Genomic DNA, 21,582 nt, shown 5'->3' on the forward strand with positions numbered 1-21,582 from the left:
TGTGTGTTGGTAAGTTAATTTGCTTCAGTTATTATAGACCGACGTGAAAAGGAGGCTGTGCATGAAAATTATTATTGGAGGTGGAACAGGATTAGTTGGTCAAACTTTAGTACCTGAACTGATTCAATCAGGGCATAATGTGTATGTCATTGGGCGAGATGAAGAAAAAATTAAAAAAACCTTTGCAAACACAGTACACGCAATTTCCTGGGATGAACTTGATCTATTAAATCCGAATGAATTTGATGTGATTATTAATTTAGCTGGTGAAAATATTGCGGATGATCGATGGAGTGACGAAACAAAAGAGAGATTACTCTCAAGCCGCATTGAAACAACCAGCCAATTCGTGCTATGGGGAATTAAAGCCGAAGCAAAAAAACCTCATTTATATAATGCAAGCGCAGTAGGCATTTATGGATTACAGAAAACACGAGCAGCAAATAATCTTACGTTTACTGAAACGACCCCCCCCATTGACTCGCCTGAAACCAGTTTTTCGACACAGCTCGTTACCCAGTGGGAACAAACCGCCAAAAAAGGTTTTGAATTGGGAATGCCGGTAACCCTGATGCGTTTTGGTGTGGTTTTAAAACGCGGCGCGGGGATGTTAAAAAAATTGGAATTACCTACAAAATATGGTCTCGGCGCTGTACTGGGTTCTGGGAAGCAACCTTTAGCATGGATTGACAGCACTGATCTTGCTGAGGCCATTATGTTTTTAATCGCTCATCCAGAAATTACAGGTCCTGTGAATTTAGTTGCCCCAGAGTGCGTATCACAAAAAACATTTACCAAAACATTCGCACAGGTGCTAAAAAAACCTGCTTTTCTGCGAATGCCTGCCTGGGTTGTAACGCTTTTATTCGGACAAATGGGTGAAGAATTATTATTGTCAGGACAAACCGTGGCCCCACAACGCTTGTCAGAGTATCAATATGATTTCAAATACCCAACTTTATTGTCTGCTTTAACTAAAGAATTTGGAGGTTAAATTATGAGTCTTCGCTTGTTATCCCTGGAAGAAGTAAAACAAAGTATCACCATGAGCCAAGCAATTAAGGCAATGGAAAATGCATTTATTCAACTCGCAAAACAACAGGTTGAATTACCATTAAGGACAGGGATTACGATTAAAGAAGAAGAGGCGCTTACTTTAACCATGCCAGCATATTTGGCCAAAGATAAGGCTTTAGGTTTGAAAGTAGCCTCCATTTTTCCAAAAAATAGCGCACGAAATAAACCCTCAATTACTGGTTTTATCATGTTGCTTGATGCCAGTACTGGTGAGCCTCAAGCATTAATGGATGCAGGGTACCTCACTGCATTAAGAACCGGAGCAGTTTCTGGATTAGCAACCCAATATTTTGCGACAGAGAACGCAAATCATGTAGCAATCATTGGCTCAGGGGTGCAAGCAGAGACCCAGCTTCAGGCTGTAGCAACGGTACGTGATATAAAACAGGTGTCAGTCTGGTCAAGAAATATTAAAAGTGCAGAACAATTCGCAACAAAATTTGCAAACCAATACCCGGTTAATGTCTATGAGCACATATCATCCGCGGTTAAAGACGCAGACATCATCTGCACTGCCACAGCCAGTACTGAACCCTTAATTCACTTGCAGGACATACAACCTCATGTACATATTAATGCCATAGGTTCCCACAGCGCCAAGATGAAAGAAATCAGTGATAATGTGCTAAAACACAGCGTGGTGATCGTCGATCAATTAGGTGCGGTGATGGCTGAGGCAGGAGAAATTATCAGCGCAGTCCAACAAAATCAGTTAAAACAAGAAGAGCTTATTGAGATTGGTAATTGGTTAATGCATAAAAAACCGGATTACAAAAATCAAATCACGGTTTTCAAATCAGTAGGGCTTTCGATTCAGGACGTAAGCGTCGCTTCCGTTGTTTATGAAAATGCGGTCAATAAAAACTTAGGAACTGCATTTGTGTTAAATTAAGAGGAATTTATCTAGCATGTAGCCTGGGTTACGCGGTGCTAACCCAGGCTACGATATACTCAGACATTTTACATAGAGGTTAGTTAATTTCTCCTAACGCCTGACCAAAGCGTATGGCACTTCCTGCTTTTAAGTCTTTATTCCAATTCATTTGAACACCATTTGCAAACAGCAAAACCACCGTGGATCCCAATTTAAAGTACCCCATTTCATCGCCTTTAGCCATTTGCTGCCGCTCTTCTTGAGTGTATTCAAAATCGATACGGTTTTTGCTGCGTTTGATTTCCCCATGCCAGCTGGTTCCTATCGCACCAACTATAGTCGCACCGACCATCACCATCACCATGGGACCTATTTTAGTAGAAAAAAAGACAGCCAATCGTTCATTACGTGCAAATAATCGGGGTACAACTCGAACCGTCGAAGGTTGGACTGAAAATAAAGCACCAGGCATATAAGTCATTGAAATGAGCTCGGCATCAATAGGCATGTGGACACGATGATAATCTTTAGGTGATAAATACAAAGTAGCGAAACGTCCATTAATAAATTGCGCAGCCAGATCTTTAGGACACATTAAAAGATCTTCTACTGAATAATAATGCCCTTTTGCCTGAATGAGTTGACCCTGCTCTATAGAACCTATTTCACTAACACAGCCATCTACCGGCGAAATAATGTCCGCTTGAGCCAATGGCCTGCATTCTGCTTTTAAATAACGAATAAAAAAATCATTAAAACAAGCGTACGCGGTAGGATCTTCGATTAAAGCTTCACTCATATTAACTTGGTATTTATTGATAAAGCGTTGAATGATGTAATTCTTTACCTTGTGATGTTTCACGTCAGCCAAGCATCCAGCTAGAGTCGTGAGTCCATGTTGAGGAATGAGATATTGAGGCAATGTTTTTAGTAAATCAAAGGACATATAAAGCTCTTGCAACGTTTTAGAAAAAGGGATCATAACCTATACTGCTAATGCTCACAAACTTAGTTGCGAACATTAGAAGTACAACACGCTTAATAAGAACAACCTTCCGTGAGTTGCAGTTGGCGCTGGGTCGCAGTAATTGTTTCATAATGATTTTTCACATCACCCAGATAAAATTTTTTATGTTCTTCCAAAGCAAATCGTGCAATTATCTGATATTTTTGATCTTGTAATAGCTCTGGAAACTTAGTTGTTTCTCTTTTAATCGCCTCTATGATTTTGGTAAACAAACAGTCGTTTAGTGCTGAAGAATCTTGCCCGTTCATAAAGATCAAGGCGAGCGCTTTTGAATGAGAATTTCCGTTTAAATAACCCTCTACTTCCGGTCTTCTGGATGCCCCCCAAATGCTTCCCCATGATGACCCTTCATATTTTTTTAACGATGATTCGATTAAGCTTTTAAATGATCGTTCGGTAAGAGTATCTACCCATTCATACATGCCTTTAAACAACATGGAAATACCTCGATCACTGTAGGGATGAGTAAAGCGTTTGTCTTTCTTGGCAAAGAACACGACATCACGTGTAAAATCGGCAATCCCTTTTTCAAAGCTTTTGTCTCTTATTGCTTGATCAATACTTGGTATAGGGTATTTTTCAAGCATGAACGGAGTGAGACCATTGATAAGCAAGGTATTCAATTCCCCATCTTGCTTTGTGCCCGAACTTAAGATGTACGCCAAACGTTGATCCCCACTCTCAGCAGAACTGGTTTTTAAATACTTTTTAACCGATTCTGTTCTTTTGCGAAAGGAAAATGTTTCGATGTAAGGAGCATATTTTTTATCAACAATATCGGTAATATAGCGTTCCAAATCTTCAGGCTTAATGGATTTGGCCCAAACAAACAGCGAATCATTATATTGATTTTTCACATCTTCATGCGTAAAAGGTAAAACGTCTCTCTTCACCGCAAGTAACGCTTTTTCCATCAGTTCGTCGGTCTTTGTTAAATGCAACTGGAAATTGACCTGTTCAGCAATTAATTTAAGACTTTCAGCGATATTATTAAATCCAGCGGCATGGGTTGTTGTATTTGCCAAGGCTTGGCAAATTTTTAAATTATGTGTTTTATACAGTGAGCCCAGCTTATCTGAAAACTCAAGGTTATCTTCTTCTGTGAGCTCCTTACGTTCTTTTTCATAATAGGTTTCAATAACCGTTCGGAACTCATTAACAAATGCAACCATAGATAATACTGCATCGCGTAATTTACTGTCTTTATCAACGCTAATTTTTGCCGCTATTGTTTCAGCATCGAGTTGAGGGAGGTTTCCAAATAACTCCCAGGCACTGGTTATCGTATCATCTGTAGCCTTTTTGCTATCCAGTTTGGAAATTTGTACGTGCGGAGGATTAGTCGTTTCTTTAAGTAATGAGTTGGTTAGTCGGTATGCACTGTGGATCAGCTCTTTTATTGTTGGAGCAAATGCATCCCGCCAAACCTGATGATATCGTTTTTGTAACTCATTAGGATCAAATTTAAGCTCCTCTTCCTTCGCATAGGTTGTTTCATTTTCTTTTTTGATCCACTCCCCAACGTTCCGATAAAAAGAAGGTTTTTGATACAGCGCCAAATAAGTAGGAGGCAGAGGTAGCCCATAACCATTATCTAAGCATCCCATATAAAAGACGACCACTCGGTATAAGTTATCGTAATGCTCCTGATATAACGCCATCATAAAATCAACAAATGATTTTTTGTCCGTTTCTCCATTACAAAATTGAGGAAATAACTCTTCATATTTTGCTCGTAAGCTGGGATCCGTTTCATCTAAAGAGGTGTAATTTAAAGGTAAATCACCAAAAAGCTCTGTTAAGCGTTTGCGTTGCAGCTCCGGTTGAAACGTTAATAATGCTTTTAGAGCTGCAGCCAATTTCTGTTCTTGGGCAAGGGAGTTCTGAGCCAAACGGGCGAATTCGATAGGGTCTGCATACGCTTTAGGCAGCTTTTTAAGGGCTTGTTCTTGTACCCCTGGGACAATTAGCGGAATGGTAACTTGTCCTGGATGTTGGTAGGGCGGCCAATGATAAGGCATGGACTCCTGAACATTAGGAAAAGCCTCATAATCACGAACTGTTAAAGTGACGTGCGTTTTCGGAACGCCAATCACCGCTCGTGGTACTTTCATATAAATGGTGAACCAATAGAAAAACATATCGAAATCGATATCACCGGCTAAACTGAGATTATGAGGATGAGAGTCGTCATCATCAAGAAACCATCGTCCCAGTAAAAGTTCCATGATGTTATGTTCAATCAGTGTCTTAACACTGGGGGCAACTTGTTCCTTTAACGTACTATTAACAGGAATACCCTGGCTGGCAAAGTGAAACGGTTTAAAATCCTCAATACCAATAGAAAGCGTACCGATCAATTTGTCTTGAGTGTGGCCTCTCTTTGAGGTGATTTCTAAAATACTGCTCTTTACTGTGTGCAGCTGTTCACTTAACGGCAGTTCCGGATTAAAATTGGCGATTTCATTAACGGCTATGGTATCTTTTTTTATTAGGCCTTCAGGAGTCTTAACCAGATATTGGAATGAGTCTTTCTCAAATTTAATATAAAGGGTGTTGTCTTTTATCGTTTCATTGCGATCGGGCATTAATTCAAGGTCGTACTCCTCGAATACCAACCGCTCTTCAGCGGATCTTTTTCCTTGAAATGACCTTTTGAATGATGAGGTTGCAACGCTTATTTTAGCTAATAATTCAGGATAGTGATTTTTAGGTTCTAATTTTTTAAAAAACGCTTTTTTGACAACTCCATCTTCTTCAAAGGTAACCTTAAAGGTTTGATGAGAGCTATCGGATATCGCTGTTTTTTCTGAATACGTGAGTTGACTATGCCTCAGTGCCTTTTTTGGAATTCCCATATTTTAATCCATTAAATCACAGTCGTCCTTTTAGAATAGTTCATATTAGGCAGAAATATTCAAGAAGTTCAAGAATAATTTTCAAGCAGATAACAAGGAAACTAAACAGTAAAAAGCAAACACCAACCCTGTCTGCACTCTTGATGTCAGAAAGGTGTGAAAAAGAGAATTTCTCTTTTTTTTCATTGGGTAAGCCCAGGAGGGAGATGAGTTCCTGGGCTAAGGGTTGTAGCGTTCGAGAGCTACATTGGATTTAACACATTTGAAAACTTGGTATGATTGACCAAATACCATTTTCGTCTGTTTTTTCTGGTTCTACAAGCTTAAGCACTTCCTTATCCAGTGCGCGTATTTCCTCTCCTGAGGTCGTTTGATTGAAAAACCAGAGGTTTCCGGTCATTTTATATTTAACTGCATTAGCACTAAAACCGGACAAGACGGTAATCACTATGTTAGCAAGAACAATTAAAGCATCAATTATCGTTTTATAATTCCCCGGCTCCATTTGTGGATCAACGATATCAAGAATCGCTTTTTCAGTACCCAGTAATCGCTCACGCACCTCTATATCATGCTCGATAAGCGCTTCGTAAGCCAAGGTATATAACTTTCTTCGATACCCTTCTTGTGCTTTTTCCCAGTCTTTGCGCATTGGCTGATAAGTGTCAGAACCTGCCAAACGCTCAGAAATTACTTTGCATTGCGCTTCAACGCGCAAAAGAACTTGTCGAAAACGTTTGGCATCTTCATCCTGTTGTGCTGCGAACGCAACCATCATGTTGTCCCGCTTTAATTTCTGCATTAACGTAACGCAAATAAATCGCTCGCGTAAATCTTCCGCTAAAGCCCTTTGCTGGGGATCAGCCAGTTGCAGTATTTGATTCCCTTGCATTTGTATTCCATGAATAACACCGCTATAAAGAACGTTGATCAATGTCTTCCTATGCGCTTCATCCTTGATATTCACCAGCTGCGGCAAAAACAGACGTAAAGCTTGTCCTTGAGCATCTTTTTCTAATACCAACTGATATTCTTGAGGAGTAATACCTCCTGATTTTTTTAATTGCAGCAATGCCATATTTGCAGCGTCTAATTCTGCAGGAGTTAATTTAAATAATTTCGATTCAAGATCCACACATTCTTTTAGCTCGTCATTGAAATGATGCCTAATGGAATCCTGTAGATGAAGGTGGGGATTTGAAGCACGTTGCTCTAGTCGCTCAATATCAATCGTTTTTGTTTGATCTAAAGCAACTAAACTCGAGGCCATTAAAGGAAATTCCTGCGCTGTATTAGCGATTTGCTGATATCCATCCTCAGATAAAGCGCCTTTGACCCAAAAAATCAAACATAGCATCTTACAGTCTTCATCAGGGAAAGAATGGATAAGCGTTAATTCCTTAAGTTTTTTAATATCATTAAAAAATTCTTTGGCCTCTATTGCCAGAGCTGGCTCCAGATCAACGAGTTTGTTTAAAGCCTGGTAATACTCTTCCTTTGCTAAAATACGGCGAATTTCTTCATCAGTATAGTTTTCTGCCAGTAAGAAGGGGAGTAACTTAATTTGCGTTTCATTCCACAAGAATGCGCTGAATTTTTTTATCAGCTCAGAATTAGCAAATAATTTCCGATTTTCTTCCAGTAGTCCTTTTTCATAAAACACGATAAGAGTTTTTAATAAGCTCTTATTACGCTCATCATCAGTTAATTGAAGCGCCTGAATTTCTTTGCATAAGGGACTGGATTCTGATAAAAGATCCTTAAGTACGCCAGCAGACAAAGAAAGCTCGTCTTGTATTTTATAGTGCAGAATCTTGTCCAGGGCTGGATTATCTGCAAATAGTGCGGGTAGATTAAGCTCTGAAAAGGGTATGGGTCCACCGCGCAGTGCTACGGTTTCTTGCTCTACTTGTAATTTTCGCATCAACAGCGCAATGCGTTGAAAACGTAAATTAACGGTATTATCCCCATTGAGTGCTTGTTGTAACAAAAGGCTTGGCAAAGTAGAGCCAATCTGCGCTAACAGGGGGTCTAGAGAAGGCACTAAAGAAACAGTCAATCCAGAATTAGGGACTTTAATCGACGGGGTTAAATCAAAACTTGATAAACAGAAAAGCGCTCTATCTTTTGGAGCTGCATGGCCATTTTTTTCCAGAGCCATTACCCATTGCGTGGGGTCATCCTTCCGATACATTACCAAAAGCCCACAATTCTCCCCTGCATCGTTAATGTAGGCAAAATTCTGACGCACTAAATTCGCATGGCAAAACTCTGAAGCTTCCCCTACCTTTTTTAGCGGATCAGGCCCAAACAAAAATGCCAAATTACCCGCAGTCATATCTCCTTGCAAATAAAATGTTCCTAGAGCCTGTGTGGTCCAGATCTTAAAATGCTTTATTGCTTGTTTTAGACCACCCAAAAAATGAACGGCAGGAACATCCCGCAAAATGGTTTTTGTGTCATTTTTTTGTTCTGCAATTAGCGGGTCCTGTCCAAATGCATGAAAAATTTGCTGTGCAGTTCCCTGTACCCAGTAAGGCATAATTCATTTCTCAATATGACAAATTGAGAGTATTATAACCAATAATTCAACTGATGGTGATGCTTTTTTGCAAAAATTGCATTATTAATACCGAAAATCCAGTTCGCACCATTCCAGAGCAAGAAAAAGTAGTTTATTGCTCATCATAAAAATTTTTAAAGAAATTCTGTGCACCGCACTTTATGTGCATTGCATAGGTAAAAAAAGTGTTTTTAGGCAAGAAAGAATATGAAATGCAATATCATAGGCGCTGGTCGATTAGGTAAAAATTTAGCCTTGGCTTTATTTCAGGATCAACTCATTACCTCATTTTCGATTTGTAATCGCAGTTTAGAAAGTGCACAAAAGGTCTGCCAAGAGCTTGGTTATGGACAAGCAATCGCTAACCTAGAGCATTTACCAGCAGCGGAGGTAACCTGGATCTGCTGTAATGATGATGCGATTAGCCATGTTGTCGACACCCTGGTGCAACATTCTGTTTTAAAACCGCAGTCTATGGTTATTCATTGCAGTGGGGTTCAAAATTCTGCTTTACTGCAGCCCTTAAAGCAACAAGGGTGTTTGGTCGCCAGTTTTCATCCACTCAAAGCGTTTAAAAGCAATTACCTCGATGCCGCGGCGTTTCAGCATGTGGATTGTGTGCTCGAGGGCGATACCGAAGTCTGTGACTGGTTAATACACGCTTTTACGCCGTTGGGCGCGAATCTCATCGCCATCGAACCTGACGCCAAAGTTGCCTATCATGCGGCAGCATGCATGGCCGCCAATTATTTAATTACTTTAGCAGCCTGTAGTGAGGAATTATTTCTGCACGCAGGAATCCCCCCCCAACGAAGCCGGCAGATGATGGTCAATTTAATGCAAGGGAATTTAGATAACTTATTGCAAACTGAAAGGATTGCCGAATCACTCACCGGCCCCCTGGCAAGAGGCGATGTGCAAACCCTTGCCCTGCATTTGCAGGCCATAGAAAGCCCTGAAATTAAACGTTTGTATCAAAGCGCGGCATTGAGTACATTGCCACTCACGCCATTATCCGCGGAACTAAAAGCAAAAATTAGGGAGCTTTGTGGATGGAAGTGATTTTGTAAACGTTCACATCATGGCGTGAGTTTAAGGACATATACCCCGGTTGCTTGCAACCGGGATTCAATTCCTACAATTACTGTAATATTGCACTCTTGGGAGGGTCAGCTGTTACGATTGGACCTTCCTCATTCGGTGGGGGAGGAACCCCAAAACCGTTATCATGATCTGTTCCTTGCTCAACACGTTTAACAGGCGACTCTGAAAGACCTACACCTTCACCTGGAGGCATCCACTCTTTCATGTCAGCATAGCTCTCTTTTATCTCTGGGTTAACTGCTTGCTCTTTCCTAGCAGGTTCACTCTTGTCGTCGAGCATAGCTCTCTCTATCCTTCCATTTATTTCTTTGTTACTTTGATAACTAGAATAGGCATAGAGTGGAAGGCTCACGAGAAATGCCAATCCTAACGTAATCACATGGGCGAAAGCACCCCATCCTCCAAGGAATTTTTTGAATCCCTTAGCCCCCCAAGAATCGGCCATGAACTCGGTTAAGCCTTTATGAGCTTGCATATTACCTGCTTTACCTTGGCTTAAGTATTGAAGTGAAGACTCTTCCGCGATATTTCTACTTATATTCGAAAAAAATGCCTTAATCGCATCGAAAGGATGTTTTTTCCAATTCACTATTTTGGGGGCATTGACTTTGGCAGATGCTCCTTGGTCCACATCGCTGATCAGTGACACCCCGGATTGCAATCTTTTATCATATTTCATATCCAGTTTTTGTTTTAAGCTGTCAGCTTGCTCGAATACTTGATCTACATTAGTAGCCTGAGCAAGCGCATCTATTGTCCTAAAGAAATGATCCTTAGGCTCACCCTTGTTAGCCTTAGCCGCTTCATGGTCCAAGATGGCAACACGGCCATTAATGGCTTGTGCCCGTTCATTTCCACTTTTACATCCAGCAATCGAAGCCTCTTCGATAAAAATAGATAATGATTGTATCAACTTGCTGTATTCATGTTGATGGTGTAAATCGTTGGCCATCATTGTTTTTAATGCTGCTTTTGCTCTTTCAACAGGATTATTATTGACTACTTCTTCTTCTCGAACCTGCCAAGCCTCTTTAATTTTCCCGATCAACGCAATGGCCGCTTTTCCTTCATCCGATTTTGAAAAGAAAAGGTCATCCTCAGGATAAGCATCGGCTTGATCTAAGAATTTATTATACTGTTCAAATACCTCTTGGACTTTTTGTTTGGCAGCATCATTTTCGCCAACCAAATTGTACAACATCGCCATTTCTGCCATCAAAGTGGCTTCTGTTGTTAAATCATTCCCCCCATAGCCTAAGCTATCACCAAATCCATTCACTGATATATTTTGTACCAGACAATAGGGTTTAGGAGCAACATTTTCTGGTTTCGCAGGTATCTCTTCTTCTGATACAACCCTTTGTTCTTCAATTTTCTTGTTTAATTGGGCTTTGTTATACAAGTGGGCGCCACTCAAAATAATGCGTGCCCCTGCTGATTGATTATTACCGCCTGTATCCCCTAACCAGTCATTAATCGCGGTATGCAGGTTATAGGTAAAGGCTTTTCCTATCCCAGGTTTTTCTGTGACTGCTTCATCGATTGCGTATTTTGTAGCCAGTGAAGCCAGCTTGGAACTGACATCATTAATAGCATCCTTCTTTTTAATGCCTTTTTTCACATCTAAAGAAGGGGTCCTGATTTGTAATCGAGAAGGCGTATAACCATTTTCTTCTAAGGCCACAGTCGCAATTTGTCTATCTGCAAGCGTGTCTATGCCTCGTTCATGAGCAGTATTTTGCGAACCAGAAATCCAGGTAGCCAGTTTGGAGGAGCCATCGGTATGTAATAGGTCGTTAGGAGAGGCGGTTGTTGATTCGGCAAGATGCACGACTTCCTTTTTTTCGAGATCTTTCCTGGAAAGGCGTCTTCCAGTAGCTCGGACAACCTCCTCCATGAGAATACTATGTGCTTCTGCAGAAATACTCGCACGAGCTTTGTCTAAAGCTTTAATAAGCTTAGCCTCATTTTTAGACTCGCTGAAAGCCTTTTGAAATGCCGTCTCAATTAAAGGCTGTACCCGTGTCATTGCTCTTTGATGCGCCAGTGCTAGTTGCGCTTCAAGTTTTGCTTTATCTTCAGCAATTTGCTTTTCTAGCGGCTCATTAAACGTCTTGATAAACTCCTTTTTTTTATTCAATTTTTCTAAAATAGCTTGGTATGTCTTATTATCTTGGCTGAGGAATTTTTCTTGAAATTCTTTTTCTTCTTTGGGCTCGAAGGGTTTTCCTGTCCTTTTTTCCTCATTTTGTATTGCTTGTTTATATTCCTCGTTAAGCTGCTGTCTAAGTGCTGTTATATCGAATTCGCCACCCATGTTACCAAGCGCTTTTCGCAGTTGTTCCTTATGTTGTTGACGAAGGGCTGATTCATTACCAAATTTCGCCCACAATACTTTTGCATAAGTGCGTGAAGCAAGCGCTAGATGAAAATGATATTCTTGTTGTAGAGGGATAATACTGCTTCGCACCTTTGATAACTGCTCTAAATCTCCCCCACTCAGCCCATAATTATCCATATACTTAGCTTTGAGTTCTTGGAGATCTGGATCTTTTGTCACATCCAGGCTAACCGTAGTTACCTTAGTAGGTTTAAAGTTTTTATCCCCAGTAAAGCCTTCTTTGAAAGACGCTTGCTCTTCCTCTGATAATTCAACATCAATTAATACGCGTCCTTGGGGATCATAAAGTAAGTTATCAGGACCTGTGCTCAACGCTTTATTTTTCGCCTTTTGAATAAGCAGGTTCACATACTTTTTGCGTGCGTCAATCTGTTCTGCTGAAAGCATAATATGGATCTCTTATTGAACTACCTTATATAAATTTTAGCATATGAAATATTATGGAAACCTTACGTCCAGAGAAATTAAGTAATCCCTTGAAAGTTGGTCATCCCCAGCAGCGCAACGATCTTCGTGCTTTGGCGCCGTATTAGGATGGGAGATCCCTCGCTACACTCAGGATGATGCAGAAGAAAGGTGCAAAGGTAGACGGGTGCAGTGAAGCAGAACCGGGGAGCAAGGATGATGTAGAACCCGGGTTACGGCTTGTACCTAGCCCGGACTACTATTGATGATCGGAGTGGCTTATAGTTTTTAGGATGTCTAAAGCCCCGCTTCGTTCAAATGGGCGGCATTGGCATTCTTCTTCGCTTTTCTTTTTTCTTGCCAACTGACCAACATGACGAAGAATGCCGGTACAAAGACCACCGCCAGACAGGTTGAGGCCAACATCCCGCTGCACACGGCAATACCAATCGAGCGTCGGGCATTGGCACCGGCGCCGGTAGCGAATACTAAGGGCATCACCCCGAGGATAAATGCAAAAGAGGTCATCAAAATAGGACGAAAACGGGTTTTCGCGCCAATTACCGCGGCTTCCATGATGGACTTGTTATGCAGCTCATGTTCTTCTCGTGCCACCTCAACAATTAAAATGGCATTCTTCGCCGCTAATGCAATCAGCAGTAATATCCCGATTTGGGTGTACATATTATTGGAAAGGCCCAAAGCGGATAAGGCAAAGACGGTTCCAATCAAGGCCAGAGGCACGCTTAACAAAATGGCTGCCGGGGCAATCCAGTTTTCATATTGACCCGCCAAAATCATATACACCAAAACAAGCGACAAGATAAAAATATAATAACTCATATTTCCCGCAATCTTTTCCTGATAGGCAGTACTCGTCCATTCGTATGATATACCTGCCGGTAATACCTCTTTAGCGACCCGCTCCATCGCTTGCATGGCTTGACCCGAGCTATACCCTTGGGCGGCCATGCCATAAATATTACTGGAAGGATATAAATTATAAAGAGAAATAATGGGTGGGCCTACAGTAGGAGACATATCGGTCAGTGTACCCAAGGGCACCATTTCACCTGATTTATTTCTAACATAAAAATTGCGCACATCGCCAACGGTCATCCGTGAATCTGCATCTGCTTGGACATAAACCTGAAATACCTGCCCGAATTTTGAAAAAAGGTTTACGTAGGAGGAGCCAAGGTAGGTTTGCAAGGTTTCGGTTGCATCCCCCACAGTAACGCCCAAAGTTTCTGCTTTGACTCGATTGATGGGCGCCGCCAGCTGCGGTGCTGAGGCACGAAACGAAGTCCTCAACCGTTGCAATTCCGGTTGTTGGCTTGCATAGAGAATCAACTGATCCGTCGCGCTTTGTAATTTGCGATAATCAAATGATCCATCTTGTAATTCAAGTTGCATTTGAAAACCGCCCGAAGTCCCTAACCCTTGAATCGGTGGCGGGATCATCACCAGCACTTTAGCGCCCAAAGTTTTCTCTGCAATCGCATTCATTTTTTTGTAAAGGGAAAGCAAATCTTCGTCTTTACCGCGCACACTCCAATCTTTAAACATCACATAAAGAACGCCGCCATTGGCAAGGGGAGCACTATTATCCAAAAGCGAAATGCCATCAATGGTGATAACGTTTTCTATACCACCAATTTTAGAGACTTGATCACTTAAATCATGTAACAGTGCCTCTGTTCGCCCTAAACTGGCCCCATCAGGTAATTGGACGTTCATCATCGCATAACCTTGGTCTTCCATAGGTATAAATCCTGTAGGGACCCGGCTCAGACCGATAATCGCCAAGACGACAAGGGCTATACCAATAAGACATACGGTTTTATTTTTATGAACAAGTCGGTCGATAAAGCTAATGTAGTTATTTTCTATAGGGTAATAATATTTATCGAATAAACGGAAAATAAAGTTTTTCTCTTTCTGCGTGTCAACAGGTTTCAGCCACAAAGCACATTGAGTGGGTTTTAAGGTCATGGCGTTAATCGCACTGATAAATGCGGTAGCCGCAATAACCAATGCAAACTGGGCATACATCGCGCCAGTTAACCCTGGCATAAACCCCGCGGGCACAAATACTGCCATTAATACCAACGTAATTCCAATAATTGGTCCCATTAACTCCGTCATTGCATTAATTGCTGATTGTTTGGGCGAGGTGCCACGCTCGATATGCTGGGTTACGCCTTCGACGATCACAATCGCGTCATCAACCACAATTCCGATAGCTAAAACCAAGGCAAATAAGGTTAATAAGTTGATGGAATAATGGAGTATGAACATGGCAAAAAATGCACCTATAATGGTCACAGGCACGGTGGTAGTAGGTACCAAAGTAGCGCGGGCGTTTTGTAAGAACAGCAGAATCACGACTAAAACCAAAATACCTGCTTCGAATAGGGTTTTGTACACCTCGTCAACAGATGCTTTTACGAAAATGGTGGTGTCAAATGGAATCGAATACTCCATCCCTGCAGGAAATTTTTTTGCCATTTTGGCTACGGCATTGCGCACCTCGTTGGCGACCTGCAGGGCGTTGGCTCCTGGCAATTGATAAATACCAATTGCCGCCGTCGGTTTATTATTCAATTTTGCGAGTTGGCTGTAGCTATTTGAGCCTAACTCGACACGACCCACGTCACGAATGCGTACGATTTGCGCGCTACTGCTTGCATTAGCGGTTTGATTTGGTGTTTGGGCAACTGTTTTCACAATGATGTTTTCAAATTCACTGACATCAGCAAGTTGTCCTGGTACATTCACAGTAAATTGATAAGGTTGTTTCCCTACCGCGGGTGGTGCGGCAATTTGTCCAGAAGAAACCTCTTGGTTTTGATGGCTAATAGCCTGCAACACATCGCTGGGATTAAGGGAGTAGGCCAACATTTTTCTAGGATCCAGCCAAACGCGCATTGCATAAGTACCCGTTCCAAAAATAATCACATTACCCACACCAGGCAAGCGCGACAACTCATCTTGCATGTTAATTGCAGCGTAGTTATCAAGGAACAATCCATCGTACTCACCATTTTTGGAGGTTAGGGTAATAAATTGTAAAATCGCAGTCGATTTCTGCTGAACTACCACCCCTTGTTTTTGCACTGACTCGGGTAATTGTGCCATAGCCGCTTGCACCCGATTTTGTACCAATACTTGTGCAAAATTAAGATCCGTACCGATTGAAAAGGTAACAATAAGCGTATAAGCCCCACTATCGGTGCTGGTAGATTGCATATACAACATGTTTTCCACCCCATTCACTTGCTGTTCAATGGGCAAAGCGACGGTTTTGATGAGTGTTTTCGCATCAGCACCAGGATAGGTGGTGGTCACCTGAATGGTGGGTGGCACAATAGCAGGATATTGAGAGACAGGAAGTGCAATAATGGCTACCAATCCCAGCAGCACTATGAGTAACGCAATAACGTTTGCCAATATAGGCCGCTCAATAAAAAATTTAGAAATCATTCTGCCGTCTTCTCACTTTTTGTAACAATCCCTGAACCATGCACCACGGCCATTAAGCTAAATAATTTCCCTTCTCCCACGAGCGAGAAAGTGGGTTCTTAACTTAGTGGCAGTAGAACGACACATACCACAATTAATGCTTGGCTTCCTTATTCTTTTTGTCTTTATTATCTTTCGTTGGCACAGCCTGTTGCCGCGGCTCCACCTTATTGCCAGGAGTCGCATACTGCAAGCCATCGACAATTACTTGGTCTTGAGCATCAAGTCCCGTGGCGATCCCACGCATTCCATTCTCTACACTGCCTAAAGTGACTCGCTTCAATACGACGACATGGTTCGTATCGACAGTTAAAACATAAGCGCCGATTTGATCGTAAAGAATTGCAGAATCAGGCACTGTTAATTGCTCTTTGGGTTTGGATATCGCCACCCGTACCTGCACAAAGAGCCCTGGCACAAAAATATAATCTTTATTTTGCAAAACGGCGCGCAACTCCATAGTTCCTGTAGATGCATTAAGGCCTGTATTTACAAAATCAAGTGTTGCTTTGTACTTGAACGTTGTATCGCCTTGTAAGCCAATTTCAACCGGAATTTTTTTAATATCTTTTGGTTTAAAGCCACTCGCACGCGCTGCAGCACGCAATTTGATTAAATCAATTTCATTTAGGTTAAAGTAAACATAGATGGGGTCAATCTGCTCTATGGTAGCTAAATTCGTGGCTTCGCCGTGGCCGACAAGATTACCAACATCAACCAAATGTCGACCAATTCGGCCATCAAATGGCGCTGAAATATGGGTATAACCGTAATTAATGGCCGCATTGATTTCTTCGGCTTCTGATTTATCCAATTGGGCGGCAATTTCTAACGTTTTGGCATACCATTTTTCGACTTCATTGAGCGAGGTAGCATGTTCCTTATACATGCGCTGTTGGCGTGCGTATTCTGATTTGTTGTACACCAGCGAGGCCTTTGCTGCGGCAACAGTTGCCTTGGCAGCCCTAAGTTTTTCAAAATAAGGCTCGGGCTGAATGACAAAAAGTTCTTTTCCTTTTTTAACAAATGTTCCATCAACAAACTCTATTGAATCAAGATAGCCTTCAACCCGTGCAACCAGATTAACTGAATTATAAGCTACCGTATTCCCTGTTTGGGTCACATATTCGGCCATTTCTGCAGGTATTGGTTTTTGCACAACTACTGGCGGCGGCGGGATCGTTGGAACATTACTTTTGCCAAAAAAATGCACCATCAAATAGATGAGAAGTAAAATAGCAACAGCTATCCCTGCCATTTTGACCGATTTAGAATCTTTAAAGTTCATACCTGATACCATTTTATTTATTTTTCCCAAGTTTTCTTTCTCAATTTAAGAAAGAAGGTGTCGCACTGCGAGGGATAAAAAACTATTACTTCACCGACCCCTCACTTCGACCTTACTGCCATTAGAAGAAAATATCCCTTCCTCCCTTGGGGGAGAAGGCGCGCCCGTCAGGGCGGATGAGGGTATTGAGCATGGCTAATGCCCCCTCATCCCTACCCCTCTCCCGGAAACGGAAGAGGGGATTATATTTCTTTCTCCACCATCGTATGTGTCTCTACACCACCCTGATCAATCCCATGCAACCCAGATCAATTGTCTACCATTTAGGTAAATAAAGTTCTTTTATTCTTTCTTTCTTAGTTCGAGGTGCTTCATGATTCTGTTGTTTGAGCAAAGTACCCCAGTTTGTTCGTGCTGCCATTTCCGCTTTAATTTGTTGTGGTACCACATCATGAGTACCGCGGATTTCCCAACCACCGCCAAGTGCACGATAAAGAGCGACTAATGCCTGGGGAATATTGGCTTGCGCATTCACCAATGAAGTCTGCACACTTAATTGTTGCTGCTCAGCATTAAGCACCGGTGTAAAATCTGTTTCGCCGTTAATGTAACGAATTATTGCGAGTTTCAACGTTTTGATTGCAGCAGCGTTTGCTTGCTTTAAGGAGCGCTCCGCTTTTTTTGCTTCAATATAGGCGGTAATATTATTTTGCACTTCTTGCTGTGCTTTTAGAACCAGATTGACATAATTTAATACGGATTGCTGGAATACGGCATCTTGCGCCCGTACCGCGTTGGTGATTTGGCCGTAATTGAGTATTGGCCATGTCAGCGTTGGTCCGGCAGTGATGGCGCGATTTGACCAATTAAAGAGATCGGCAAGGGAGTTTGACCCAATATTGTTTGAAGAAAAAACAAACGTCCCATTTAAAGAAAAAGATGGAAAAAGATTGGCTTTAGTTGCACCGATTTTGGCCGATTGTGCTATCGCATCCAAACGTGCTTGATGAATGTCCGGTCGACGCGCTAATGTTTCTTTAGGAATTCCAACCGCTATCGTTGACGGTGCTTTAGGAATCCCTTTACTTTTCCTTAGTTGTCCATCAACTCCGTTAGGCACCGTCCCTAATAAAAGCGCCATTGCATTCCTTTGTTGCTCTAAACTATTTACCAATGGCGGCAGAGACGCTTCGGTCTGTGAAAGCTCTGTCTGCGCTTGCTCCACATCAATCAGGTTAGTTTGTCCTGCATTATACCGAGCTTTGGCTATTTTTAGACCTTCTCGCTGCACCACGATGTTGGCTTTTGTTACCTTGATTTGCGCTTCATAAGTACGGATTTGGATGTAGGTGCTGGCAACGTCGGCAGTAAGAGTGACTAGCGCATTATCATAAGCAGCTAGAGAAGATAAAAATGTCGCATCATTAGCCTGGATAGCTCGGCGATATTTACCCCAAAAATCTATTTCCCAATTCGCAGTAAAACCCAGCGAAGCGGTCTCAAAGGTTGAAGGTAAAATCGTTTGCAGCTCACCGCCACCAATTTCGTAGTAAGTGAAGTTACCGGTTGCAGCCTGTTGTTGCGGATACAACAGTCCAACTGACTGAGCCAATAGTGCCCGAGTTTGCAAAACCCTTACCCCAGCAATCTGTACTGACAGATTATTGTGATAACCTTGATTAATTAATGAAGTAAGTACTGGATCATGAAAAACTTGCCACCATTTTATCGTTTTAAATGGTGCTTCTTTTACTGAGGCATCCCTTATTGGCCAATGTGCAGCAACCGGTTTTTTCGGCTCTTTATAATTAGGGCCCACCATAAAACAGGCGCTAAGTAGCAAACAAGCAACAAAGGTAAAAATTTTTAACATAAGCGCCAAGATTTCCCTATCTAAACTATTTTCCATTATTGGAAATGATTAGCTATTATTACTACTCAGAACTTTATCACTACTATAAATTATTTAATAGATCATTGGTTTAAATATTGGATGAAACGAGGGCATTTTCTCATTGATGCTTTGCTCAATTTGCAGTAGGTTGCGCCTTGGCCCAACCTACCGTTAGATACTTATTAGAAAATCCTGGTTACGCACTGTCTTGAAGAGATTATTCGGCGGTAATGACTTGTAATTGCGTCACATTCTGTAAGCCACGCGGTAATCGATTGCCTCGACGCCCACGTTCCCCTTTATAATGCTCTAAATCAGCCCCTTTCAAAGTAAAATGGCGTTTACCGGCATGGACGGTGAGCGAATCATCTGCAGTGAGTACTTGCAAATCAATCACATATTCTTCGCGCGATGCCGCTTTAGCTGCAGGAATGCTAATTAATTTATTGCCCTTCCCGCGAGATAATTCAGGGACTTCTTTGGCAGAAAAAATGAGTAATCGACCCACACTTGTCGCGCAAGCAACAAATAATTCATCGTGTTTCGGTAGTATTCGCGGTGGTAAAATAAGACTGGCTTCAGGCAATCTGATGCACGCCTTTCCATTGCGATTTTTTACGTACAAATCGGCGATTTTTGCAATAAAACCATATCCCGCGTCACAAGCTAATAACACCAATTGTTCTGGTTCGCCGCCAACTACCGCTTCAAACAATGCACCTTCAGCCGGATTCAGCTTCCCTGTCAGGGGCTCGCCTTGTCCGCGAGCAGAAGGTAAGACATGGCCAGGTAAGGAGTAGACCTTACCTTCACTATCAAAAAAGAGTATTTGCTGATTTGAGCGCGCCATAGCTTGTGCTTTGAACTCATCCCCCGCTTTATAACTTAGCTCACTGCCTATGACATCATATCCTTTAGCTGCCCTTACCCACCCTTTTTTGGAAAGCACGACCGTAATAGGTTCATTGGGTAAAATATCCTCTTCTTTTAACGCTTGTGATTCCTGGCGGACAATAATGGGGGAGCGACGAGCATCACCAAACTCATCTCTATCTCTTATAATTTCTTCTTTAACCAAAGCTTTTAAACGTTGCTCTGATGCAAGGATGTTTTGCAGATTATCCCGTTCAGCACATAGTTCATCCAACTCACCACGTATCTTGATTTCTTCCAGCTTTGCCAAATGACGCAATTTCATTTCTAAAATCGCTTCAGCTTGACGGTCACTCAGATTAAAACGAGCCATTAAGCCTTGTTTCGGTTGTTCATGTTCACGGATAATTGCAATGACTTCATCAATGTTTAAATAGGCAATCAGTAACCCTTCAAGTACATGAATTCGATCCAGTACTTTGACCAAACGATATTCTAAACGCCGCTTCACTACCGTTAATCGATAAGACAACCACTCGGTAAGAATATCCAATAAATTTTTAACTTTGGGTCTGCCATCAAGTCCTATCATGTTGAAATTAACACGATAACTTCGCTCCAAATCGGTTGTGGCAAATAAATGAGACATTAAACCGTCTACATCAACTCGGTTTGAACGAGGAATAATGACTAACCGAGTTGGATGCTCATGATCGGACTCATCGCGCAAATCCTCTACCATAGGTAATTTTTTCTGTTGCATTTGCAACGCAATTTGTTCAACTACCTTGGCACCCGATACCTGATAAGGCAAGGCGGTGATCACTATATTTTGTTTTTCCTGACAGTAAACAGCCCGCATCTTAATTGAACCATTACCTGTTTCATACAGATTAGCAATTGCGTCAGGTGGTGTTATTATTTCAGCTTCTGTCGGAAAATCTGGCCCTTTAATGTGTTGTGTAATCGCCGCTAAATCGGCTTGAGGATTATCCAGCAAATGCACACACGCATTAGCTACTTCTGTTAAGTTATGGGGGAGGATATCCGAAGCCATGCCCACTGCAATCCCGGTGGCGCCATTTAATAATATGTTAGGTAAGCGTGCAGGCAATAGTGCTGGTTCTTGCAGCGTTCCATCAAAATTATCCACCCAATCAACGGTACCTTGTAATAACTCTGATAGGAGTACTTCTGCATAAGGAGATAATCGAGCCTCGGTATATCGCATGGCGGCAAAAGATTTGGGATCATCCGGAGAACCCCAGTTTCCTTGGCCATCAACAAAAGGATAACGGTAAGAAAAGGGTTGCGCCATGAGTACCATGGCTTCGTAACATGCACTGTCACCATGTGGATGGAACTTACCCAGTACATCCCCAACGGTACGTGCTGATTTCTTATACTTGGCAGTTGCCTTTAAACCAAGCTCCGACATAGCATAAATAATCCGTCGCTGAACTGGCTTTAGACCATCTGCAATATGGGGTAAGGCTCTATCTAAAATGACATACATTGAATAATCAAGATAGGCTTTTTCTGTAAACTCAGTTAATGCTTTTCGTTCTGTGACTTCATTCATTGTTTTTTTATTCATGAAAATAATAATTACTATTTAACCATCGCCATGCTTTATTGCAAAGCAATTTTAGCAAAGTTCGCTTATCGCATATATAGAAACTGCATATATATT

The 21,582-nt window shown here is 41.8% G+C and carries 11 protein-coding genes; 3 read left to right on the forward strand and 8 right to left on the reverse strand.

Annotation, left to right across the window (positions count from 1 at the left end):
- Positions 1 to 61 precede the first annotated feature (61 nt).
- Together EL022_RS03010 and EL022_RS03015 are read left to right on the forward strand one after the other, a co-directional pair.
- The gene (locus EL022_RS03010) at positions 62 to 994 is read left to right on the forward strand and encodes a TIGR01777 family oxidoreductase (RefSeq protein ID WP_028381481.1); all 933 of its coding nucleotides are present in this window, start codon (positions 62 to 64) and stop codon (positions 992 to 994) included.
- A 3-nt stretch (positions 995 to 997) separates the two neighbouring features.
- Positions 998 to 1,969 carry an ornithine cyclodeaminase family protein gene (locus EL022_RS03015; RefSeq protein WP_028381480.1) on the forward strand — a complete coding sequence of 324 codons (972 nt, stop codon included), beginning with the start codon at positions 998 to 1,000 and terminating at the stop codon, positions 1,967 to 1,969.
- A gap of 79 nt (positions 1,970 to 2,048) precedes the next feature.
- On the opposite strand, the gene asd is transcribed toward EL022_RS03015, so the two are convergent.
- The 3 genes from asd to EL022_RS03030 all read right to left on the reverse strand — a co-directional run bounded on the left by asd (position 2,049) and on the right by EL022_RS03030 (position 8,378).
- On the reverse strand, positions 2,049 to 2,897 hold the full coding sequence (asd, locus tag EL022_RS03020; protein WP_028381479.1) for an archaetidylserine decarboxylase: 849 nt from the start codon (positions 2,895 to 2,897) through the stop codon (positions 2,049 to 2,051).
- A 92-nt stretch (positions 2,898 to 2,989) separates the two neighbouring features.
- Positions 2,990 to 5,836, reverse strand: coding sequence for a hypothetical protein (locus EL022_RS03025; RefSeq protein ID WP_028381478.1), 2,847 nt, complete (start codon positions 5,834 to 5,836; stop codon positions 2,990 to 2,992).
- A 253-nt stretch (positions 5,837 to 6,089) separates the two neighbouring features.
- Positions 6,090 to 8,378, reverse strand: a complete 2,289-nt coding sequence (locus tag EL022_RS03030; protein WP_028381477.1) for a hypothetical protein — start codon at positions 8,376 to 8,378, stop codon at positions 6,090 to 6,092.
- Between the two features lie 228 nt (positions 8,379 to 8,606).
- Here EL022_RS03030 and EL022_RS03035 point away from each other — a divergent pair, with 228 nt between their 5' ends.
- A complete protein-coding gene (locus tag EL022_RS03035) occupies positions 8,607 to 9,461 on the forward strand; it encodes a Rossmann-like and DUF2520 domain-containing protein (protein ID WP_028381476.1) in 855 nt (284 codons plus the stop codon).
- Between the two features lie 79 nt (positions 9,462 to 9,540).
- On the opposite strand, the gene EL022_RS03040 is transcribed toward EL022_RS03035, so the two are convergent.
- The 5 genes from EL022_RS03040 to parC form a co-directional block, all read right to left on the reverse strand.
- Complete coding sequence (locus tag EL022_RS03040) at positions 9,541 to 12,291, reverse strand: hypothetical protein (protein WP_051544474.1); 2,751 nt, start codon at positions 12,289 to 12,291, stop codon at positions 9,541 to 9,543.
- Between the two features lie 315 nt (positions 12,292 to 12,606).
- The gene (locus tag EL022_RS03045) at positions 12,607 to 15,795 is read right to left on the reverse strand and encodes an efflux RND transporter permease subunit (RefSeq protein WP_028381475.1); all 3,189 of its coding nucleotides are present in this window, start codon (positions 15,793 to 15,795) and stop codon (positions 12,607 to 12,609) included.
- Between the two features lie 133 nt (positions 15,796 to 15,928).
- Complete coding sequence (locus tag EL022_RS03050) at positions 15,929 to 17,122, reverse strand: efflux RND transporter periplasmic adaptor subunit (RefSeq protein ID WP_193392428.1); 1,194 nt, start codon at positions 17,120 to 17,122, stop codon at positions 15,929 to 15,931.
- 316 nt (positions 17,123 to 17,438) lie between these two features.
- Positions 17,439 to 18,995 carry an efflux transporter outer membrane subunit gene (locus EL022_RS03055; protein ID WP_028381473.1) on the reverse strand — a complete coding sequence of 519 codons (1,557 nt, stop codon included), beginning with the start codon at positions 18,993 to 18,995 and terminating at the stop codon, positions 17,439 to 17,441.
- Between the two features lie 238 nt (positions 18,996 to 19,233).
- Positions 19,234 to 21,486: a DNA topoisomerase IV subunit A gene (parC, locus tag EL022_RS03060; RefSeq protein WP_028381472.1), complete on the reverse strand. Its 2,253-nt coding sequence runs from the start codon at positions 21,484 to 21,486 to the stop codon at positions 19,234 to 19,236.
- Between the last annotated feature and the right edge of the window lie 96 nt (positions 21,487 to 21,582).

It is taken from the genome of Legionella cherrii (genome assembly GCF_900635815.1).
Classification (GTDB): domain Bacteria; phylum Pseudomonadota; class Gammaproteobacteria; order Legionellales; family Legionellaceae; genus Legionella; species Legionella cherrii.

Coding starts and splice junctions, on each gene's coding strand:
- EL022_RS03010 (WP_028381481.1), top strand. CDS start 62: ATGAAAATTATTATTGGAGGTGGAACAGGATTAGTTGGTCAAACTTTA.
- EL022_RS03015 (WP_028381480.1), top strand. CDS start 998: ATGAGTCTTCGCTTGTTATCCCTGGAAGAAGTAAAACAAAGTATCACC.
- asd (WP_028381479.1), bottom strand. CDS start 2,897: ATGTCCTTTGATTTACTAAAAACATTGCCTCAATATCTCATTCCTCAA.
- EL022_RS03025 (WP_028381478.1), bottom strand. CDS start 5,836: ATGGGAATTCCAAAAAAGGCACTGAGGCATAGTCAACTCACGTATTCA.
- EL022_RS03030 (WP_028381477.1), bottom strand. CDS start 8,378: ATGCCTTACTGGGTACAGGGAACTGCACAGCAAATTTTTCATGCATTT.
- EL022_RS03035 (WP_028381476.1), top strand. CDS start 8,607: ATGAAATGCAATATCATAGGCGCTGGTCGATTAGGTAAAAATTTAGCC.
- EL022_RS03040 (WP_051544474.1), bottom strand. CDS start 12,291: ATGCTTTCAGCAGAACAGATTGACGCACGCAAAAAGTATGTGAACCTG.
- EL022_RS03045 (WP_028381475.1), bottom strand. CDS start 15,795: ATGATTTCTAAATTTTTTATTGAGCGGCCTATATTGGCAAACGTTATT.
- EL022_RS03050 (WP_193392428.1), bottom strand. CDS start 17,122: ATGAACTTTAAAGATTCTAAATCGGTCAAAATGGCAGGGATAGCTGTT.
- EL022_RS03055 (WP_028381473.1), bottom strand. CDS start 18,995: ATGTTAAAAATTTTTACCTTTGTTGCTTGTTTGCTACTTAGCGCCTGT.
- parC (WP_028381472.1), bottom strand. CDS start 21,486: ATGAATAAAAAAACAATGAATGAAGTCACAGAACGAAAAGCATTAACT.